Genomic DNA, 16,912 nt, shown 5'->3' with positions numbered 1-16,912 from the left:
GTTGAGCACGAGCCGCTGGACGTTCGGGTCCCTGCTCTGCAGGACGTCCGCGTACTTGAGGTGGGGCACGATCTCGGCATAGCCGGGCCACAGCCGGGTGTCGGTGGGCCTGCGCGGGTCGGCGGCGGCCAGGGCCGCCTGCACCACCCCGACGAACTCGCGCCGGTCCTCCTCCGGCATGTCGACGTGCACGATCTGGTGGACCATGCGGTGATTTACAGTCTGCTCCCTTTGGCCACTCGGGCACACCGCCTCGAACATCACTCCGGAACCCCGCTCGGGGACTCCTTGGCGACGACGTAAACGATACCCGATGCTCAGGGGTGCTCCGCCACTCGATTGATCAGCGTCCGGACGCGGGGGCAGCCTTTAGGCTTTCTCCTGCATCGCAGTGCAGATCCATGCCTACGACCGTCTACGACGCAAGGAGCCACACGTCATGGCCGACTCCAGTTTCGACATCGTCTCGAAGGTCGAGCGGCAGGAGGTCGACAACGCCCTCAACCAGGCCGCCAAGGAGATCTCCCAGCGCTACGACTTCAAGGGCACCGGCGCGTCGATCGCCTGGTCCGGCGAGAAGATCCTGATGGAGGCGAACGGTGAGGAGCGCGTCAAGGCGATCCTCGACATCTTCGAGACCAAGCTGATCAAGCGCGGGATCTCGCTGAAGTCGCTGGACGCGGGCGAGCCGCAGCTGTCCGGCAAGGAGTACAAGATCTTCGCCACCATCGAGGAAGGCATCTCCCAGGAGAACGCCAAGAAGGTCGCCAAGGCCATCCGCGACGAGGGCCCCAAGGGCGTCAAGGCGCAGGTCCAGGGTGATGAGCTGCGCGTCAGTTCGAAGAGCCGCGACGACCTCCAGGCCGTCCAGGCGCTGCTCAAGGGCAAGGACTTCGACTTCGCGCTGCAGTACGTCAACTACCGGTGACGGACGGGCTGATGCCCGTACCCCCGCGCGCCCACTGAGGTTCCCCACGGCGGTGTCGTCTTCGGCACCGCCGTGAGCCGTGTCCGGCCCCGGGCCGCAGGGCCTCCCCGGACGCCTTCGACTGCTCCATGTCGGATTTCCGCCAGCCCGGACACGTCGGCGTGGCGCAGACTCGTAGAGAGGGGACCGAGTGGCGCGCGAGAGGGACGAGAGCCGATGAGCACGGTGTACACGAGGTTCGGCAGCCCGTTGGGCGAGCTGCTGCTGGTCGGCGACGAGGCGTCCGGAGGGCTGCTCTCGGTGTCCGTACCCGGGCAGAAGGGCGGGGCGGTCGTGCTGGCGGGGTGGCGGGAGGCGCCGGATGCCTTCGAGGAGGCCCGGTCGCAGCTCTCGGCGTACTTCGCGGGGCGGCTGACACGTTTCGCGCTGCCGTACGCGCCGGGGGCCGGGACGGAGTTCCAGCGGCGGGTGTGGAGGGCGCTGGAGGAGATCCCGTACGGCGGGACGGTGTCCTACGGCTGGGTCGCCGGGCGGGTCGGGGTGACGGGTGCCGGGGTACGGGCGGTGGGTACCGCGATCGGGCGCAATCCGCTGCTGGTGGTGCGGCCGTGCCACCGGGTGATCGGCGCGGACGGTTCGCTGCGGGGGTACGCGGGCGGGCCGGAGCGCAAGGAGCGGCTGCTGACGTTCGAGGGCGCCTGGGCCGGCGGCAAGGCGACCGGGGCCGTGGCCGGGGTCCCGACCGGGGACGCGGCGGGCCGGGAGACCGGGCGGAACTCGGCCGGGCGGAACTCGGCCGGGCGGGGCTGACGGTGCCTGCGGGGCTGTTCCCGAAGGAGCGGCGGACCGTCGCTCCCGGGGCGGTGCACGTGCCGGGGTGGCTGTCCGTGGAGCGTCAGCGGGCGCTGGTGGTGGCCTGCCGGGAGTGGGCGCGGGGTCCGGTGCCGCTGCGGCACACGGAGCTGCCGGGCGGCGGGGTGATGTCGGTGCGGACGGTGTGCCTGGGGTGGCACTGGCGGCCGTACCGGTACGTCCGGACCGCCGACGACGTGAACGGCGCCCGGGTGGCGGCGTTTCCCGGGTGGCTCGCGGAGCTGGGCCGGGCGGCGGTGGCGGAGGCTTACGGGGACGAGGCCGCGGGCCGGGCGTACGCGCCGGACGCGGGGCTGGTGAACTTCTACGACGACACGGCCCGGATGGGCATGCACCAGGACCGGGAGGAGGTCTCCGGGGCCCCGGTGGTGTCGCTCAGTATCGGGGACACCTGCGTCTTCCGGTTCGGGAACACGGAGAACCGGGGGCGGCCCTGGACGGACGTGGAGCTGGAGTCCGGTGATCTGTTCGTCTTCGGCGGTCCGTCGCGGTTCGCGTTCCACGGGGTGCCGAAGGTCTATCCGGGGACGGCCGGCCCGGATACGGGGATGCGGGCCGGTCGGCTCAATCTGACGTTGCGGGAGACCGGTCTGGACGACCGGTGACCGGCGGGCGGGCGGCGCGGGTCAGCGGCGTTCCCGGGAGTTGCCGAAGAGCAGCCGGTAGACGATGAGCAGCACCAGGGAGCCGGCGATGGCGGCCACCCAGGTCGCGAGGTCGAAGAAGTCGTCGTTGATGGGACGGTCGAGGAACTTAGCGGAGAGCCAGCCTCCGACGAACGCTCCGGCGATCCCGATGAGGGTCGTGATGATGATGCCGCCGGGATCGCGTCCCGGCAGCAGAACCTTGGCTATGACTCCGGCGACTAGCCCGAGGATGATCCACGCGATGATGCCCATGCGGCGCACCTACCCCTTTCCTGGTTACGGAATCAGGGACGCGCCGGGGCACCGGATCGGTTGCCCCTAAAAGTCGGATCACCGCACCGGTGGGAGCGGTTAACGGGCGGCGAAGGGCTGATCGGTGGGGACGACCTCCTTGCCGAACGGCATCAGCGACACCGGGATCAGCTTGAAGTTCGCGATGGCCAGCGGGATGCCGATGATCGTGACGAAGAGCGCGATCCCGGTGACGATGTGGCCGAGGGCCAGCCACCAGCCGGCGAGGACCAGCCAGAGGACGTTGCCGACGCAGGAGGCGCCGCCCGCGTCACGGCGGTCGACCACCATGTAGCCGAAGGGCCAGAGGGCGTACAGGCCGATGCGGAACGCGGCCACGCCGAAGGGGATGCCGATGATCGTGATGCAGAGGACGAGACCGGCGGCGAGGTAGCCGAGGCACATCCAGAAGCCGCACAGGACCAGCCATATGACGTTCAGGATCGTCTTCACGGTCGATGACCTGCCATCTTCTCTAGTCGGGCGATGCGCTCCGCCATCGGCGGATGCGTGGAGAACATCTTGGACACACCCTGGCCGGGCCGGAAGGGGTTCGCGATCATCATGTGGCTCGCGGTCTCGATCCGGGGCTCCGGAGGCAGCGGGAGCCGCTTCGTGCCCGCGTCGAGCTTGCGCAGGGCACTCGCCAGGGCGAGCGGGTCCCCGGTGAGCTGGGCTCCGGAGGCGTCGGCCTCGTACTCGCGGGAACGGCTCACGGCGAGCTGGATGACGGAGGCGGCGAGCGGGCCCAGGATCATCACGAGGAGGAGGCCGAAGATGCCGGGGCCCTCGTCGTCGCTGGAGCGGCCGACCGGGATCAGCCAGGCGAAGTTGACCAGGAACATCACGACGGAGGCGAGGGCTCCGGCGACGGACGAGATCAGGATGTCGCGGTTGTAGACGTGGCTCAACTCGTGGCCCAGGACACCGCGCAACTCGCTTTCGTCCAGGATCTGGAGGATGCCGTCGGTGCAGCAGACGGCGGCGTTGCGCGGGTTGCGTCCGGTGGCGAAGGCGTTGGGCGCCTGGGTGGGCGAGATGTAGAGCCGGGGCATCGGCTGCCGGGCGGCGGTCGAGAGCTCGCGCACGATGCGGTAGATCGTGGGGGCCTCGAACTCGCTGACGGGCCTCGCCCGCATCGCCCGCAGGGCGAGCTTGTCGCTGTTCCAGTACGCGTAGGCGTTGGTGCCGACCGCCACGAGGAGCGCGACGATCAGGCCCGTACGCCCGAAGAAACTGCCGATGACGATGATCAGCGCGGACAGGCCACCGAGGAGTACGGCGGTCTTCAGCCCGTTGTGCCGGCGGTGCACGGTACGCCCTCCAAGTGGTGCAGCAGGGGAACCCTTGCTCGATGGCTCGACAGGAGCCCACTTCTCTCAGTGGAGCTTCCCGCTCTGGTCAACGCCAGGCGAGGTGAGCTAGTTCCCTTGTGCGCGGGCCCGGAGGGCGGGGCCCGCGCACTCGTACGGGTCCCGGGGAGGGTTCGACCGTACGGGTGGCACTCAGCGCTGGGCGGGGAGCTTCTGGGCGCCCACGGGCTTTCCGGTGACCTGCTCGGCGAGTGCCACGGCGGCCGGGTCGGGCTCGACCTCGCTGGTGCAGTGGCCGCAGCGCGAGGCGATGGCCGGGATGGCGGTGTAGCAGCGCGGGCAGTCGCGCAGGGCGGCCTTGATGTCGGCGGGCTCGTCGGCCTTCTTGGCGGTGAAGCGGTCCTGGACCTTCTGCATGGGGACGACGACGCAGAAGTAGAGCACGGCGGCGGTGATGACGAAGGCGATGGCCGCGGCGATGAACAGGCCGTAGGGGAAGGTGACGCCCTCGACGTCGAAGGACGCCTTGTTGAAGTCGCCGGTGCCCCGGGTGATGACGCCGATGAGCGGCACGATGAAGGCGTTGCTGAATCCGGTGACGACCGCGGTGAAGGCCGCTCCCACGGCGAGGCCGATCGCCATGGAGACGACGTTGCCCCGCAGGATGAAGTCCTTGAATCCGTTCAGCACTGCGCTGTCTCCCTCGTCCGCTCTTGCGTGCCCGGTGCGTCGCCCGGTGCGTGATGGATGCACGCAAGACCCTGCCCTGTCCCGGCCCGCCGGGGCAAACCGGTGAGGTGGGGCCCGGGACGGGTGGTGCGGAACGGTCAGAAAAGCGTTCCGTCGGCGAACCTCAGAACGATCTGCGGCGCCCCGGAGAGGACGAGCGCGGCGGCCGTGGTGAGGACGAGCGCGGCGACGAGGGGCGCGGGGGCGGCCACCGGGGTCGCCCCCGCCGAGGTCACCGCCGGTACGGCCTGCGAGGTGCCCTCCCCTGCGTCCTCCGGGGCGTCGGCACCGCGGAAGAGCAGGGCGGTCCACCGGAGGTAGTAGGCGAGGGCGATCACCACGTTGACGGCCATCACGACGGCGAGCCAGCCCAGGCCCGCGTCGACGGCGGCCGAGAAGACGGTGACCTTGGCGAAGAGGCCGATGATCCCGGGCGGCAGTCCGGCCAGGCAGACCAGGAAGAAGGCCAGCGCCAGGGCGGTGAGGGGCCGGCGGGCGTAGAGGTTCCGGTAGTCGGTGAGCCGGTTGCCGGGGCTCGTACGGGCCACGAGGGCGGCGACCGCGAAGGCGCCGAGGTTCACGACGGCGTACATGAGGGCGTACGCGACGGTGGATCCCACGTGGACGTCGTCGGAGTACGCGGACGCGGCGATCGGCACCAGGAGGTAGCCGGCCTGGCCCACCGAGGACCAGGCGAGCAGGCGTACCGCGCTGCGGGCACGGCCGGGGTCCTGGCGCAGCGCGGCGACGTTCCCGGCGGTCATGGTCAGCGCGGCGAGCACCGCGAGGGCCGGCCCCCACACGTCGGCGTAGGCCGGGAAGGCGATCACGGTGACCAGGATCAGGCCCGAGAAGCCGACCGCCTTGCCGACGACCGAGAGGTACGCGGCGATGGGCAGCGGGGCGCCGACGTAGGTGTCGGGGACCCAGAAGTGGAAGGGTGCGGCGGCGGTCTTGAAGGCGAAGCCGACCAGGGTGAGCGCGACGCCCGTCGCCGCGAGGGTGGAGAACCGGGCGGGCAGCTCGTCCAGGGCGTGGGAGAGCTCGGTGAGGTGGGTGACGCCGGTGGCCGCGTACACGAAGCTGACGCCGAGGAGCATCACGGCGGTCGCGGTGACGGACGACAGGAAGAACTTGAGGGCCGCCTCGGAGGAGCGGCGGTCGCCGCGCTTGATGCCGACGAGGGCGAAGGCGGGGAGCGAGGCGACTTCCAGGGCGACGACGAGGGTGATCAGGTCGCGCGAGGCGGGCAGCAGCGCCGCGCCGGAGGCCGAGGAGAGCAGCAGGAACCAGAACTCCCCGGCGGGCAGCTTCCGGGTGTCGTCGAGCGAGAGCAGCGCGGTGAGCAGCGCCCCGACGAGGACCAGGGCCTGGATCACGAGGGCGAAGTCGTCGGCGGTGTAGCTGCACGCCTGTACCGACCCGGGACCGTCGGCGGCCACGCAGAAGGTCGAGCGGTGGTCTCCCAGCAGCGGGACGAGGCAGGCGAGGGCGACGACGAGCCCGGCGACGGTGGCCCATCCGAGCAGCGGCTTGTGGCGTTCGGCGAGGAAGAGGTCGGCGACGAGGACGACGAGCGCCAGGACCGCCACGACGAGCGGCGGGGCGACGGCGAGCCAGTCGATGGACTGGACGAGGCTCGCGGCGGTCTCCACGGCCTGAGCACCGGTCGCTCCGGTCGGGCCGGTCGCCGGGCCCGGGGCCGCTCCGACGGCGGCGGTCACGAGGTCCGTGATCACGACTTGCCTCCTGCGAGGAGCTTCTGCACGGCCGGATCGCTGAGTCCCAGGAGGACGGCGGGCCAGAGTCCGGCGAGGACGGTGAGGGCGACGAGCGGGGTCCAGGTGGCGAACTCGTACGGGCGGACGTCGGCGATCTCCGTGGTGGACGCCGTGTCCGTCGCCGCCGCGGTGTCAGCGGTCCTCGTGGCCACGGCGGTCCCGGCGGCCACCGCGGCCTGGGTGGTCCCGGCGGCTTCCGCGCTCTCCGGTCGGGTGCCCGCGCCGAGGCCGGTGGCGTTGCTCGTCCGCGCGGGCGGTTCGCCCATGCAGACGCGGCGGACGACGACGAGCATGTACGCGGCGGTGAGCAGGGTGCCGAACGCGCCGATCGCCATGAACGTCAGGAACGCGGGGCGGCTGAGGCCCTCGGCCGGGTCGAACGCGCCGAACAGGGTGAGCATCTCGCCCCAGAACCCGGCGAGGCCCGGGAGTCCGAGGGAGGCGACGGCGGCGAAGGCGAGCAGCGCGCCGAGGCGGGGGGCGCGGCCGTAGAGGGCGGCTCCGGTGGCGCCCGCGAGGGTGTCGAGATCGGCGGTGCCGTGCCGGTCCTTCACCGCGCCGACCAGGAAGAACAGCAGGCCGGTGATGAGGCCGTGGGCGATGTTGGCGAAGAGCGCGCCGTTGACGCCGGTGGGGGTCATGGTGGCGATGCCGAGGAGCACGAAGCCCATGTGGCCGACCGAGGAGTACGCGATCAGGCGCTTGAGGTCGCCCTTGGCACCCGGGCGGGCGAGGGCGAGGCAGGCGAGCGACCCGTAGACGATCCCGGCGACCGCGAGGGCGGCGAGGTAGGGCGCGAAGGTGTGCATGCCGTCGGGGGCGATCGGCAGGAGCACCCGGACGAATCCGTACGTGCCCATCTTCAGCATCACACCGGCCAGGAGCACCGAGCCGACCGTGGGGGCGGCGGTGTGCGCGTCGGGCAGCCAGCTGTGCAGCGGCCACATCGGGGTCTTCACGGCGAGCCCGATCCCGATCGCCAGAACGGCGATGACCTGCACGGACGTGGAGAGGCCACGGCCGTTGTCAGTGGCGAGTGCCACCATGTCGAAGGTGCCGGCGTCGAGTCCGACGAGCAGCAGTCCGAGCAGCATGACGACGGAGCCGAGCAGCGTGTAGAGGACGAACTTCGAGGCCGCGGCCTGCTTGCCCTCGCCGCCCCAGCGGGCGATGAGGAAGTACATCGGGATGAGGACCATCTCGAAGGCGAGGAAGAAGAGCAGCAGGTCCAGCACGGCGAAGGTCGCGAGCGTGCCGGACTCCAGGACCAGGATCAGTGCGACGAAGGCCTTCGGGGACGGGCCCGCGGGCATCTTGAAGTAGCTGTACAGCGCGCAGAGGAAGGTCAGCAGCGCGGTGAGCACGACGAGGGGGAGTGAGATGCCGTCGATGCCGAGGTGGACGCGGACGTCCAGCGCGGGGATCCAGCCGATGTCGGTGGTGGCCTGCATGGTCGACGCGTGGTCACGGTCGAAGCCGGCCGCCAGCAGCAGGGTGATGACCAGGATCGCTCCGGTCACGGTGACGCCGTGGCGGAGCACGGCCTGGTCCGGGTCGCGGCCCTTCAGGCCGGGCGGGGCGGGGAGCAGGGCGGCGACGGCACCCACCAGCGGGCCGACGACGGCCAACGCCAGAAGGACCTGCATCACGGACGGGCTGATATCGATCACGGTTCACGCCCCGGCGTTGACGTTGGCATAGACGACGACGGCGATCGTCAGGACGAGTGACCCGGCGAGCAGGGCGGAGACGTAGGTCTGCGCGTTGCCGGTCTGGGCGCGGCGGACGGCGGTGCCGAGCAGTCGTGCGGTGGTGCCGGCGCCGCGTACGTACGTGTCGACGACCTCGCGGTCCAGGAAGCGGACGAGGCTGGCCGCGGCCAGCACGGGCCGGACGAACACTCGCGAGTACAGGGCGTCCAGGTGGAATCCGGCGGCGGCCGGGCCGTGCAGGGGGCCGAGCAGCAGGCGGCCGGGGTCGGCCGGGTCGGCGGCTCCCGCGACGTCGCCGTAGACGGTGGCGTGGGCGCTGATGGCCTCGGCCTCCACCAGGGCGGGTTCGGCCCGCGGGTTCGCGGTGACGGCGCCGAGGGGGTGGCCGGCCGCGTGCGCGGTGGTGTGACGCCAGGCGGCGTAGGTGACGAGTCCGCCGACGAGTCCGACACCCGTGGAGAGCACGGCGGTGGTCAGCGTCGGGGTGAGGCGGTGTCCGTCGAACCAGTCGCCGATCACACCGACGGTCAGCCCGAAGCCGAGAGTGGGGACGGCCAGCACCCAGAGGACGCCGGTCATCGCGACGGGCTGCTTGCCGTGGTCCGCCACTTCGGGGCCGCGGCCCTTGAAGGTGAGGAGCCACAGGCGGGTGGCGTACGCGGCGGTGAGCACGGCGGCCAGCAGGCCGGCGACGAGGATCGTCCAGCCCGCGGCGGCCGGGGCGACGTGGCGGTCGCCGAGGGCGGTGTGTTCGGCGGCGACGAGGACGGCTTCCTTGGAGAAGAAGCCGGCGAACGGCGGGATGGCCGCCAGCGCCAGCAGGGCGATCGTCATCGTCCAGTAGGCGTCGGGGATGCGTCGGGTGAGCCCGCCCATGCGGGACATGGCGGCGAGCGAGTTGGTGCCGGTGGCGTGGATGACGACTCCGGCGGCCAGGAAGAGGACGGCCTTGAAGGCACCGTGCGACAGGAGGTGGAAGACGGCGGCCCCGCGGTCTCCGACGGCCAGCGCCCCGGCCATGTAGCCGAGCTGACCGAGGGTCGAGTAGGCGAGGACGCGTTTGATGTCGTCCTGCGCGAGCGCGGCCAGACCGGAGCCGACCATCGTGACGGCGGCCATCACGGAGAGGACGACGAGGGCGGCGCCGGAAGCGGCGAAGACCGGCAGCAGCCGGGCCACGAAGTAGATTCCGGCGGCCACCATCGTCGCGGCGTGGATGAGCGCGGAGACGGGCGTCGGGCCGGCCATCGCGTCGGGCAGCCAGGTGTGCAGCGGGAACTGCGCGGACTTGCCCGCCACCCCGGCGAGGAGCAGCAGCGCGATGAGCGTGGGGTGGTCGAGTCCGCCGTTCGCGACCGCGCCGAGGATGCCCGTGATGCGGAAGGTACCGGTGTCGGCGGCGAGCGCGAAGATGCCGATCAGGAACGGCACGTCGCCGAGCTTGGTGACCAGGAACGCTTTGAGGGAGGCGGCGCGCGCCTCGGGCGTCTCCCAGTAGTGGCCGACGAGGAAGTACGAGCAGATGCCCATGATCTCCCAGCCGACCAGCAGCACCATCAGGTCGCCGGAGTAGACGACGAGCAGCATCGCGGAGGTGAAGAGGGAGACCAGCGCCGCGTAGGACGGGTAGCGGGGGTCGTCGCGGAGGTAGGCGAGCGAGTAGACCTGCACGCAGGTCGCGACGAGCCCGACGAGGACGGCGACGAGGGCGGCGAAGCCGTCGAGGTGGAGTGCGAGGTCGATCGGTACCGACCCGGTGGGCGTCAACCGGGTCGCGGCGTCGATGGCCCGGCCGCCGCCCTGGTCGGCGGCGACGACCACGGCGAGCACGGCCGCGGCGAGCACCGGGAGGACGGCGAGCGGTCGGACGAACCCGGGCGCGGTGCGGCCGAACAGCAGTCCCGCGACGGCCCCCAGGAAGGGCAGCAGGGGGACGAGGACGGCGAGGGTCGTGGTGGTCACGCGGTGGCCTCTGTCTTCCGTGCCTTCCCCGCCGTGGCGGTGGCCGGTTCGTCGGAGCTTCTGCTGGTGCTCCCGTCGGCGGGCGCGCCGTCGCCGGTCCACTCGTCGGGGAGGGTCTCGGCGTCGTCTGTCTCGGCGGTGTCGCGGAGCCGGTCGACGTCGGAGGAGCCGCGGTTGCGGTACACGGCGAGCACGATCGCGAGGCCGATGCCGATCTCGGCGGCGGCGATGGCGATCGTGAAGAGGGTGAGGGCCTGGCCGGCGTGGAGCGAGTCGCGGAGCCAGACGTCGAAGGCGACCAGGTTGAGGTTGACGGCGTTGAGCATCAGCTCGACGGACATCAGGACCAGGATCGCGTTGCGGCGGGCGAGCACGCCGTAGACGCCGACGCAGAAGAGGAGGACGGCGAGCACGGCGGGATAGGCGAGGTGCATCAGCTCTTGCCTTCTTCCGGGGTGCCGGGGGTGGCCGGGGTGCCGGGGGCGGCCGGGCCGGGGGCGGCCGGGCCGGGGGTGGGCTCGGGGCCGGACTTGTCGCCGGTCCCGCTGCCGGGCCGGTCGCCGGCGCGCGTACGCCCGGGGGCGGTGGTGCGGCGGGCGGGGCCACCGGGCATGCGGCTGCCGTGTGTACGGCGGGCCCCGGGAAGGGCCGCGCGGGTCTCGGGATCGCGGCGGGACAGCACGATCGCCCCCACCAGGGCGGCGAGCAGCAGCACGGAGAGCGCCTCGAACGGGAGCACCCAGTGGCGGAAGAGGAAGGTGCCGGTGACGGCGGTGGAGCCCTGTACGGGTCCGTCCAGCTCGATCCAGGTGGTCCGGAAGGCGTCCACCACGACCCAGACGAGGGCCGCCGCCGAAGCCGCGGCCACACCGAGCGCGGCCCACCGGTTCTCCGAGTCGGCGTCCGGCGACCGGCCGATGGGGGCGCGGGTGAGCATCAGGCCGAAGAGGAGGAGGACCACGACCGAACCGACGTAGATCAGTACCTGGACCCAGGCGATGAACTCCGCCGTGAGCAGGAGGTACTCCACCGCGAGGCCGCCGAGCGTGACGACCAGCCAGAGCGCGGCGTGCACCAGCTGACGGGTCGTGACGGTGACGAGGGCAGCGCCGAGGGTCACGAGTCCGACCAGGACGAACGCGATCTCGATGCCGGACGGGGAGAGGAAGCCGGGGTGGGCCGCCGCGCTCGCGGCGAGTGCGGGCATCATGCCTGCCCCTCCTCGTCGTGCGGCCGTTCAACCTGTGCTGTCTGCTCTGCCTGCTCTGCCTGGTCACGCTGGGCTTCGAGCTTCTCCGCCGTCTTGCGGGCGGCGGCGATCTCCTTGGGCTCCTCCGCACCCGGATCCAGCGCGGGTGGCTCCGGCACGGTCCACATCCAGTCCCGGAGCTTGTCGCGCTCGTGGGTGAGTTCGTGGATGTCCGTCTCGGCGTATTCGAACTCCGGTGACCAGAAGAGGGCGTCGAAGGGGCAGACCTCGATGCAGATACCGCAGTACATGCAGAGGGAGAAGTCGATGGCGAAGCGGTCGAGGACGTTGCGGGAGCGTTCACGTCCGCCGGGGGTGGCGGGCGGGCTCGTCTCCTTGTGGGAGTCGATGTAGATGCACCAGTCGGGGCACTCGCGGGCGCAGAGCATGCAGACCGTGCAGTTCTCCTCGAACAGCCCGATGACACCGCGGGAGCGCGGCGGGAGTTCGGGCTGCGCGTCCGGGTACTGCGCGGTGACCGTGCGCCTGGTCATGGTCCGCAGGGTGACGGCGAGGCCTTTGGCCAGGCCGGAGCCGGGGATCGGAGGCACTAGTTGATCGCCACCTTCACGATGCCGGTGAGCGCGATCTGCGCGAGGGCGAGCGGGATGAGCGTGGTCCAGGCGAGCTTCTGGAGCTGGTCCTCGCGCAGGCGCGGGAAGGTGACCCGCAGCCAGATGACGACGAACGCGAGGATCACCGTCTTCACCAGGGTCCAGAGCCAACCGAGGCCGTCCCCGCCGAACGGGCTGTGCCAGCCGCCGAGGAAGAGCACGGTGGTCAGACCGCACAGGACGACGATCCCGGCGTACTCCGCGAGCAGGAAGAGCGCGAAGCGCAGCCCGGTGTACTCGGTGTACGCGCCGAAGATGATCTCCGAGTCGGCCACCGGCATGTCGAAGGGCGGCCGCTGGAGCTCGGCGAGCCCGGCGACGAAGAAGATCAGGGCGCCGGTGATCTGCCAGGGCAGCCACCACCACTCGAAGGCGTCGAGGATGCCGGGCAGCGACACCGTCCCGGCTGCCATCGCCACGGAGGCGGCGGCGAGCAGCATCGGCAGTTCGTACGCCAGGAGCTGAGCGGCGGTACGCAGCCCGCCGAGCAGGGAGAACTTGTTGGCGGACGCCCATCCCGCCATCAGCGAGCCCAGAACGCCGATCCCCATGACGGCGAGCACGAAGAAGATCCCCGCGTCGACGACCTGGCCGACCGCGCCCTCACCGGGCCCGACCGGGATGGCGAGCACCACCAGGAGGTACGGCAGCAGCGCGACGGCGGGCGCGAGCTGGAAGATGCGGCGGTCGGCGTCGGCCGGGACCACGTCCTCCTTCTGCACGAACTTGACCCCGTCCGCGACGAGCTGCGCCCAGCCGTGGAATCCGCCCGCGTACATGGGGCCGAGGCGGCCCTGCATGTGCGCCATCACCTTGTGCTCGGTCTGGCCGACGACGAGCGGGAAGACCAGGAAGACGACGAAGACGATGAGGAGCCGGAGGGCGACGTCGAGTACGTCGTTCACGCGGTATCGCCTCCGGAGGGACGGTTGTCGGGGTCTTCGGGCACGTCGGGGCCTTCGGGTTCTGCGGGTCGCTCGGCTTCCGCGGACCGCTCAGGGGCTGCGGGCCGCTCGGACGAGGGCTGCGGCTCGGGTTTCACGTCCGGCTCGGCCACCGGCTCCGGCTTCCGCTCGGTCTCGGGCTTAGCGGGCTGCTCCGGCTCGGCCTCCGGTTCGGGTCCGGCCACCGGCTCCGGCTTCCGCTCGGTCTCGGGCTTAGCGGGCTGCTCCGGCTCGGGCTTCGGCTTCGCCTCCGCCGTCCCGTCGTCGAACGCAGGGCTGGCGTGGTGCCACGGGGCGTCCGCGCTTCGGGTCGTCCGGGGAGCCGTGGCGCCGGAGTCCGCTGCCGTACCGGCTCGCCCCGAGGCCTCCGGGTCCGTCGCGGGGGTCTTCGTACCGTCCGGGGCACCGCCCTCCGTGCGCTGGCTGGCGGAGCCGGCCGAGACGCTGCGGGACCTCCGTGCGGGGCGGGCGGGCGGTGCGCCCTCGGCCGGGGGCACGGCGGCAGGGCCGCCCTGGCCCGTACTCGGCGTCGGGTCGTCGGGGGCCGGGGGCGCGGTGGCGGGACGCTGTCCCGCCGAGCCCTCGGTGACGCTCCGGGCACGGCGTACCGGGCGCTCGCCCGCGGCGGCACCGGCAGCGCGGGCACCGCGCGCCGGTCGGGCCGGTGCGGGCGGCAGTTGCCCCTTGAGCGGTCCCCACTCGTTCGGATCGGGTACCCCCGGCGGGAGCATGGCGCGCCGCTTGGGCCCGCCGTGTTCGGACTCGCCGGGCTCCTTGGCGCCCGGCCATGCCTTGGCGACCCGGGCGGCGAGGACGAAGTCCTTGCGCAGCGGGTGTCCCTCGAATCCTTCGGGCAGCAGCAGGGGCACCAGGTGCGGGTGGCCCTCGAAGCCGATGCCGAACATCTCGTGGGTCTCGCGCTCGTGCCAGGCGGCGCCCGCGTAGACGTCGATCGCGGTGGGCAGCACGGCCGCTCCGTGCGGGACCGTCGTACGGACCAGCAGCCGCCGGACCGCACCGGTGGAGAGGGCGGCCATGTGGGCGCTGACCAGGAAGCCGGTGCCGGGTTCGTCGACGGCGCTCAGCCAGTCGAAGTAGGTGCAGCCGAGCCGGTCGCGCGCGGTCGTGAGCGCGGCGGTCCAGGTGTCGGCGGGCACGTCCACGGTGAGCAGGTCGTACGCGTGGGCGGCGGTCGCCCCCTTGCCGAAGAGTCCGGCGACGGCCTCGGCGACGGCGGCCTCGTCGGCGTCCGCGCCGAGCAGCCGGTCGTACAGTTCCGCGGAAGTCGCGGCCGGGTTCTCGGCGGAAGTCCCGGCCGGGTTCTCGGAGGCGTTCACCGCGACTCCCCCGGCTCGGCGGGCGCGGCGACGAGTCCGCTGCGCAGTGCGGCGGTCGAGGGCCGGGCGGCGGTGCCGGTGGCGTAACGCTCCGCCAGCGACTCGCGGGCGATCCGCTCCTGCAGTTTGAGAATGCCCTGGAGCAGCGCCTCGGGCCGGGGCGGGCAGCCGGGGACGTACACGTCGACGGGGATGATCTGGTCGACGCCCTTGGTGACCGAGTACGAGTCCCAGTACGGGCCACCGCAGTTGGAGCAGGCGCCGAAGGAGATCACGTACTTCGGTTCGGGCATCTGCTCGTACAGCCGCTTCACCGCCGGGGCCATCTTGTCCGTCACCGTGCCGGACACGACCATCAGGTCGGCCTGGCGGGGGCCCGGCGCGAAGGGGATCACGCCGAGCCGCATGAAGTCGTGACGGGACATCGAGGCGGCGATGAACTCGATGGCACAGCAGGCGAGTCCGAAGTTGAAGACCCAGAGGCTGTAGCGGCGGCCCCAGTTCAGGACCACCTTCATCGGTTCCGGCGCGAGGCGGGACAGCACGCCGAGCCGTCTGGGCTCGGGCAGCGGGACGGGCCCGGGGGCGTTCACCGCCTCCTGCGTTCCGGCTGCGGGCTGCGGTTCGGGGGTCGGCCGGCTCGTCACGCCCATGTGAGGACGCCCTTCTTCCATGCGTAGAGCAGTCCCACGGCGAGGAAGCCGAGGAAGACGAACATTTCCACCAGGGTGGTCGCGCCGAATCCGGGCGCGGCGAACACGGTCGCCCAGGGGAAGAGGAAGACCGAGTCGACGGCGAAGATCACGTAGAGGAAGGCGTAGACGTAGTAGCGCACCTGCGTGTGCGCCCAGCCCTCCCCCACGGGGTCCACACCGCACTCGTAGGTGAGGAGTTTCTCGGGCGTCGGAACCACGGGCCTGAGCAGGCGTCCCGCCCCGAAGGCGACGGCGACGAAGAGCACGCCGACGAGGGCGAGCAGTCCGACGACCGAGTAGCTGTGGAAGTAATCCGACGCGAGAGCGGTCGGCTCCGGCAGTTCCGGCACGTCCGCCACGTCCGTTCCTCGCTCCCTCGAACCGCTCGACGATCTGTACGCACGGGAGTCTAGGCCCTGTTAAAGAGACGGTAAGCAGCCGCGTCCCGGGCACGTGCGGGGTGGGGTGGGCCGAGGGGCGGGGCGGGGTGGGGTTATCCCCACTTCCTCGCACCCACGAGCCCCATGGCGTGCGCGGGGGTCGGACCGGCAGGCTTGGACGCATGACGACGAGCCCCCCCGAGAGCCCCCTCGCGCCGGACGACCCCCGGCCGCCCCGACTGCGCCCGGCCCTCGACGTGTGGACGTGGAAGGAGATCGCCCATCTGCTGGCGAACCTGCCGGCCACGATCATCGGCTTCGTCTACGCGGTCGTGCTGGTCAGCGTCGGTGCCGGACTGTCCGTCACGGTGGTCGGACTGCCGCTGCTCGCCCTCGGCATCCAGGGCTCGCGGGGGCTCGGCCGGTTCGAGCGGGCCAGGGCCCGCGTCCTGCTCGGGGTCCATGTCGAGGAGCCGGGTGCGATCGCGCGGACCCGTCGCGAGAAGGGCTTCTTCGCCTGGCTCTGGTCGGGGCTCGGCGACCCGGTGGGCTGGCGGGCGCTGCTGTATTCGTTCATCCGACTGCCGTGGGGCGTGGTGACGTTCACCGTGACGCTGGTGGGGTTCTTCACGTTCTGGCCCGTACTCCCCTACGTGGCACGGGCACTCGCCAACGTGGACCGCGCGATGGTGCGGACGCTGCTGGCGCCCTCGGACGAGCTGGAGCGGCGGATCGCCGAGCTGGAGTCGGACCGGGGGGTGGTCGTGGACACGGCGGCGGCGGACCTGCGCCGGATCGAACGCGATCTGCACGACGGCGCCCAGGCCCGGCTGGTGGCCCTCGCCATGGACCTCGGGCTGGCGAAGGAGAAGCTCGGCGACGATCCGGAGGCGGCCGCCCGCATGGTCGACGAGGCGCACGGTGAGGTGAAGGTCGCCCTCCAGGAGCTCCGCGATCTCGCCCGGGGAATCCATCCGGCCGTCCTCACCGACCGGGGCCTGGACGCGGCCCTCTCCTCGATCGCCTCGCGCTGCACCGTGCCCGTGACGGTCGGCGTCGATCTGCCGGGCCGGCCGGCCCAGGCGATCGAGGGCATCGCTTACTTCACCGTCTCCGAACTGCTCCAGAACGTCAGCAAGCACAGCCGGGCGCGCTCGGCCTCCGTGGACGTGTGGCGCGCGGGCGACCGGCTGATGCTCCAGGTGCGCGACGACGGGAAGGGCGGGGCGCGGGCGGAGGGCGGCACCGGCCTGGCCGGGCTTTCGGAGCGGCTCGGTGCGGTGGACGGCCTCTTGATCGTGGAGTCGCCCGAGGGCGGCCCCACCTCGGTGACCGCCGAGCTGCCGTGGCGCGACGGCGCGGTCGGACCGGGCTGAGAACCGGCCGCGGGACGGATCGGCAAGGACCCGGGGCAGGGACCGAAGGAGGGACCCGGAGCAAGGGGTCGGAAGCAAGGG

General features: G+C 71.8%; 17 protein-coding genes and 2 pseudogenes. 4 read left to right on the top strand and 15 right to left on the bottom strand.

Annotated features, from left to right (window positions below; genetic code table 11):
- Positions 1 to 213, bottom strand: a pseudogene (locus ACFWEP_RS18800) (hypothetical protein); the annotation flags it as partial.
- Between the two features lie 226 nt (positions 214 to 439).
- On the opposite strand from ACFWEP_RS18800, the gene ACFWEP_RS18795 reads away from it, so the two are divergent.
- The 3 genes and pseudogenes from ACFWEP_RS18795 (at position 440) to ACFWEP_RS18785 (ending at position 2,406) form a co-directional block, all read left to right on the top strand.
- Positions 440 to 928 carry a YajQ family cyclic di-GMP-binding protein gene (locus tag ACFWEP_RS18795; RefSeq protein WP_328721250.1) on the top strand — a complete coding sequence of 163 codons (489 nt, stop codon included), beginning with the start codon at positions 440 to 442 and terminating at the stop codon, positions 926 to 928.
- Between the two features lie 216 nt (positions 929 to 1,144).
- A pseudogene (locus ACFWEP_RS18790) lies at positions 1,145 to 1,633 on the top strand (methylated-DNA--[protein]-cysteine S-methyltransferase); the annotation flags it as partial.
- Between the two features lie 107 nt (positions 1,634 to 1,740).
- Complete coding sequence (locus ACFWEP_RS18785) at positions 1,741 to 2,406, top strand: alpha-ketoglutarate-dependent dioxygenase AlkB family protein (protein ID WP_387371412.1); 666 nt, start codon at positions 1,741 to 1,743, stop codon at positions 2,404 to 2,406.
- A 21-nt stretch (positions 2,407 to 2,427) separates the two neighbouring features.
- On the opposite strand, the gene ACFWEP_RS18780 is transcribed toward ACFWEP_RS18785, so the two are convergent.
- The 14 genes from ACFWEP_RS18780 to ACFWEP_RS18715 all read right to left on the bottom strand — a co-directional run bounded on the left by ACFWEP_RS18780 (position 2,428) and on the right by ACFWEP_RS18715 (position 15,425).
- On the bottom strand, positions 2,428 to 2,700 hold the full coding sequence (locus tag ACFWEP_RS18780; protein ID WP_327176228.1) for a GlsB/YeaQ/YmgE family stress response membrane protein: 273 nt from the start codon (positions 2,698 to 2,700) through the stop codon (positions 2,428 to 2,430).
- Positions 2,701 to 2,799: 99 nt separating this feature from the next.
- Positions 2,800 to 3,192 (bottom strand): YccF domain-containing protein, encoded by a 393-nt coding sequence (locus ACFWEP_RS18775; RefSeq protein ID WP_328721247.1) that lies wholly within the window; start codon positions 3,190 to 3,192, stop codon positions 2,800 to 2,802.
- Entirely contained in the window at positions 3,189 to 4,052 is an 864-nt protein-coding gene (htpX, locus tag ACFWEP_RS18770; protein WP_387371411.1) for a zinc metalloprotease HtpX, read from the bottom strand. The genes ACFWEP_RS18775 and htpX overlap by 4 nt, the downstream gene beginning before the upstream one ends.
- A 192-nt stretch (positions 4,053 to 4,244) precedes the next feature.
- Positions 4,245 to 4,742 carry a large conductance mechanosensitive channel protein MscL gene (gene mscL, locus ACFWEP_RS18765; protein WP_387371410.1) on the bottom strand — a complete coding sequence of 166 codons (498 nt, stop codon included), beginning with the start codon at positions 4,740 to 4,742 and terminating at the stop codon, positions 4,245 to 4,247.
- 137 nt (positions 4,743 to 4,879) lie between these two features.
- Positions 4,880 to 6,505 (bottom strand): NADH-quinone oxidoreductase subunit N, encoded by a 1,626-nt coding sequence (locus ACFWEP_RS18760; RefSeq protein WP_387371414.1) that lies wholly within the window; start codon positions 6,503 to 6,505, stop codon positions 4,880 to 4,882.
- 11 nt (positions 6,506 to 6,516) lie between these two features.
- Complete coding sequence (locus tag ACFWEP_RS18755) at positions 6,517 to 8,208, bottom strand: NuoM family protein (protein ID WP_387371413.1); 1,692 nt, start codon at positions 8,206 to 8,208, stop codon at positions 6,517 to 6,519.
- Between the two features lie 27 nt (positions 8,209 to 8,235).
- Positions 8,236 to 10,236 carry an NADH-quinone oxidoreductase subunit L gene (locus tag ACFWEP_RS18750; RefSeq protein ID WP_387371409.1) on the bottom strand — a complete coding sequence of 667 codons (2,001 nt, stop codon included), beginning with the start codon at positions 10,234 to 10,236 and terminating at the stop codon, positions 8,236 to 8,238.
- The gene (nuoK, locus tag ACFWEP_RS18745) at positions 10,233 to 10,670 is read right to left on the bottom strand and encodes an NADH-quinone oxidoreductase subunit NuoK (RefSeq protein WP_387371408.1); all 438 of its coding nucleotides are present in this window, start codon (positions 10,668 to 10,670) and stop codon (positions 10,233 to 10,235) included. Before nuoK ends, ACFWEP_RS18750 begins: the two co-directional genes overlap by 4 nt.
- The gene (locus ACFWEP_RS18740; protein ID WP_387371407.1) at positions 10,670 to 11,446 is read right to left on the bottom strand and encodes an NADH-quinone oxidoreductase subunit J; all 777 of its coding nucleotides are present in this window, start codon (positions 11,444 to 11,446) and stop codon (positions 10,670 to 10,672) included. The genes nuoK and ACFWEP_RS18740 overlap by 1 nt, the downstream gene beginning before the upstream one ends.
- The gene (locus tag ACFWEP_RS18735) at positions 11,443 to 12,036 is read right to left on the bottom strand and encodes a NuoI/complex I 23 kDa subunit family protein (RefSeq protein WP_387371406.1); all 594 of its coding nucleotides are present in this window, start codon (positions 12,034 to 12,036) and stop codon (positions 11,443 to 11,445) included. Before ACFWEP_RS18735 ends, ACFWEP_RS18740 begins: the two co-directional genes overlap by 4 nt.
- Entirely contained in the window at positions 12,036 to 13,004 is a 969-nt protein-coding gene (locus ACFWEP_RS18730; protein WP_387371405.1) for an NADH-quinone oxidoreductase subunit H, read from the bottom strand. The genes ACFWEP_RS18735 and ACFWEP_RS18730 overlap by 1 nt, the downstream gene beginning before the upstream one ends.
- Positions 13,001 to 14,380, bottom strand: coding sequence for an NADH-quinone oxidoreductase subunit C (locus ACFWEP_RS18725; RefSeq protein ID WP_387371404.1), 1,380 nt, complete (start codon positions 14,378 to 14,380; stop codon positions 13,001 to 13,003). Before ACFWEP_RS18725 ends, ACFWEP_RS18730 begins: the two co-directional genes overlap by 4 nt.
- Positions 14,377 to 15,033 carry an NADH-quinone oxidoreductase subunit B gene (locus tag ACFWEP_RS18720; protein WP_387371403.1) on the bottom strand — a complete coding sequence of 219 codons (657 nt, stop codon included), beginning with the start codon at positions 15,031 to 15,033 and terminating at the stop codon, positions 14,377 to 14,379. The genes ACFWEP_RS18725 and ACFWEP_RS18720 overlap by 4 nt, the downstream gene beginning before the upstream one ends.
- A complete protein-coding gene (locus ACFWEP_RS18715; RefSeq protein ID WP_358756083.1) occupies positions 15,024 to 15,425 on the bottom strand; it encodes an NADH-quinone oxidoreductase subunit A in 402 nt (133 codons plus the stop codon). The genes ACFWEP_RS18720 and ACFWEP_RS18715 overlap by 10 nt, the downstream gene beginning before the upstream one ends.
- 212 nt (positions 15,426 to 15,637) lie before the next feature.
- Between ACFWEP_RS18715 and ACFWEP_RS18710 the strand changes: the two genes are divergently transcribed.
- A complete protein-coding gene (locus ACFWEP_RS18710; protein ID WP_387371402.1) occupies positions 15,638 to 16,831 on the top strand; it encodes a sensor histidine kinase in 1,194 nt (397 codons plus the stop codon).
- Positions 16,832 to 16,912 lie beyond the last annotated feature (81 nt).

This window comes from Streptomyces sp. NPDC060198 (assembly GCF_042728415.1).
Lineage (GTDB): Bacteria > Actinomycetota > Actinomycetes > Streptomycetales > Streptomycetaceae > Streptomyces.
The sequence above is the reverse complement of the archived record's forward strand: the minus strand, read 5'-3'. Positions and strand labels throughout refer to the sequence as shown.

Coding starts and splice junctions, on each gene's coding strand:
- ACFWEP_RS18720 (WP_387371403.1), bottom strand. CDS start 15,033: ATGGGCGTGACGAGCCGGCCGACCCCCGAACCGCAGCCCGCAGCCGGA.
- nuoK (WP_387371408.1), bottom strand. CDS start 10,670: ATGCACCTCGCCTATCCCGCCGTGCTCGCCGTCCTCCTCTTCTGCGTC.
- ACFWEP_RS18780 (WP_327176228.1), bottom strand. CDS start 2,700: ATGGGCATCATCGCGTGGATCATCCTCGGGCTAGTCGCCGGAGTCATA.
- ACFWEP_RS18710 (WP_387371402.1), top strand. CDS start 15,638: ATGACGACGAGCCCCCCCGAGAGCCCCCTCGCGCCGGACGACCCCCGG.
- ACFWEP_RS18755 (WP_387371413.1), bottom strand. CDS start 8,208: ATGCAGGTCCTTCTGGCGTTGGCCGTCGTCGGCCCGCTGGTGGGTGCC.
- ACFWEP_RS18795 (WP_328721250.1), top strand. CDS start 440: ATGGCCGACTCCAGTTTCGACATCGTCTCGAAGGTCGAGCGGCAGGAG.
- ACFWEP_RS18740 (WP_387371407.1), bottom strand. CDS start 11,446: ATGATGCCCGCACTCGCCGCGAGCGCGGCGGCCCACCCCGGCTTCCTC.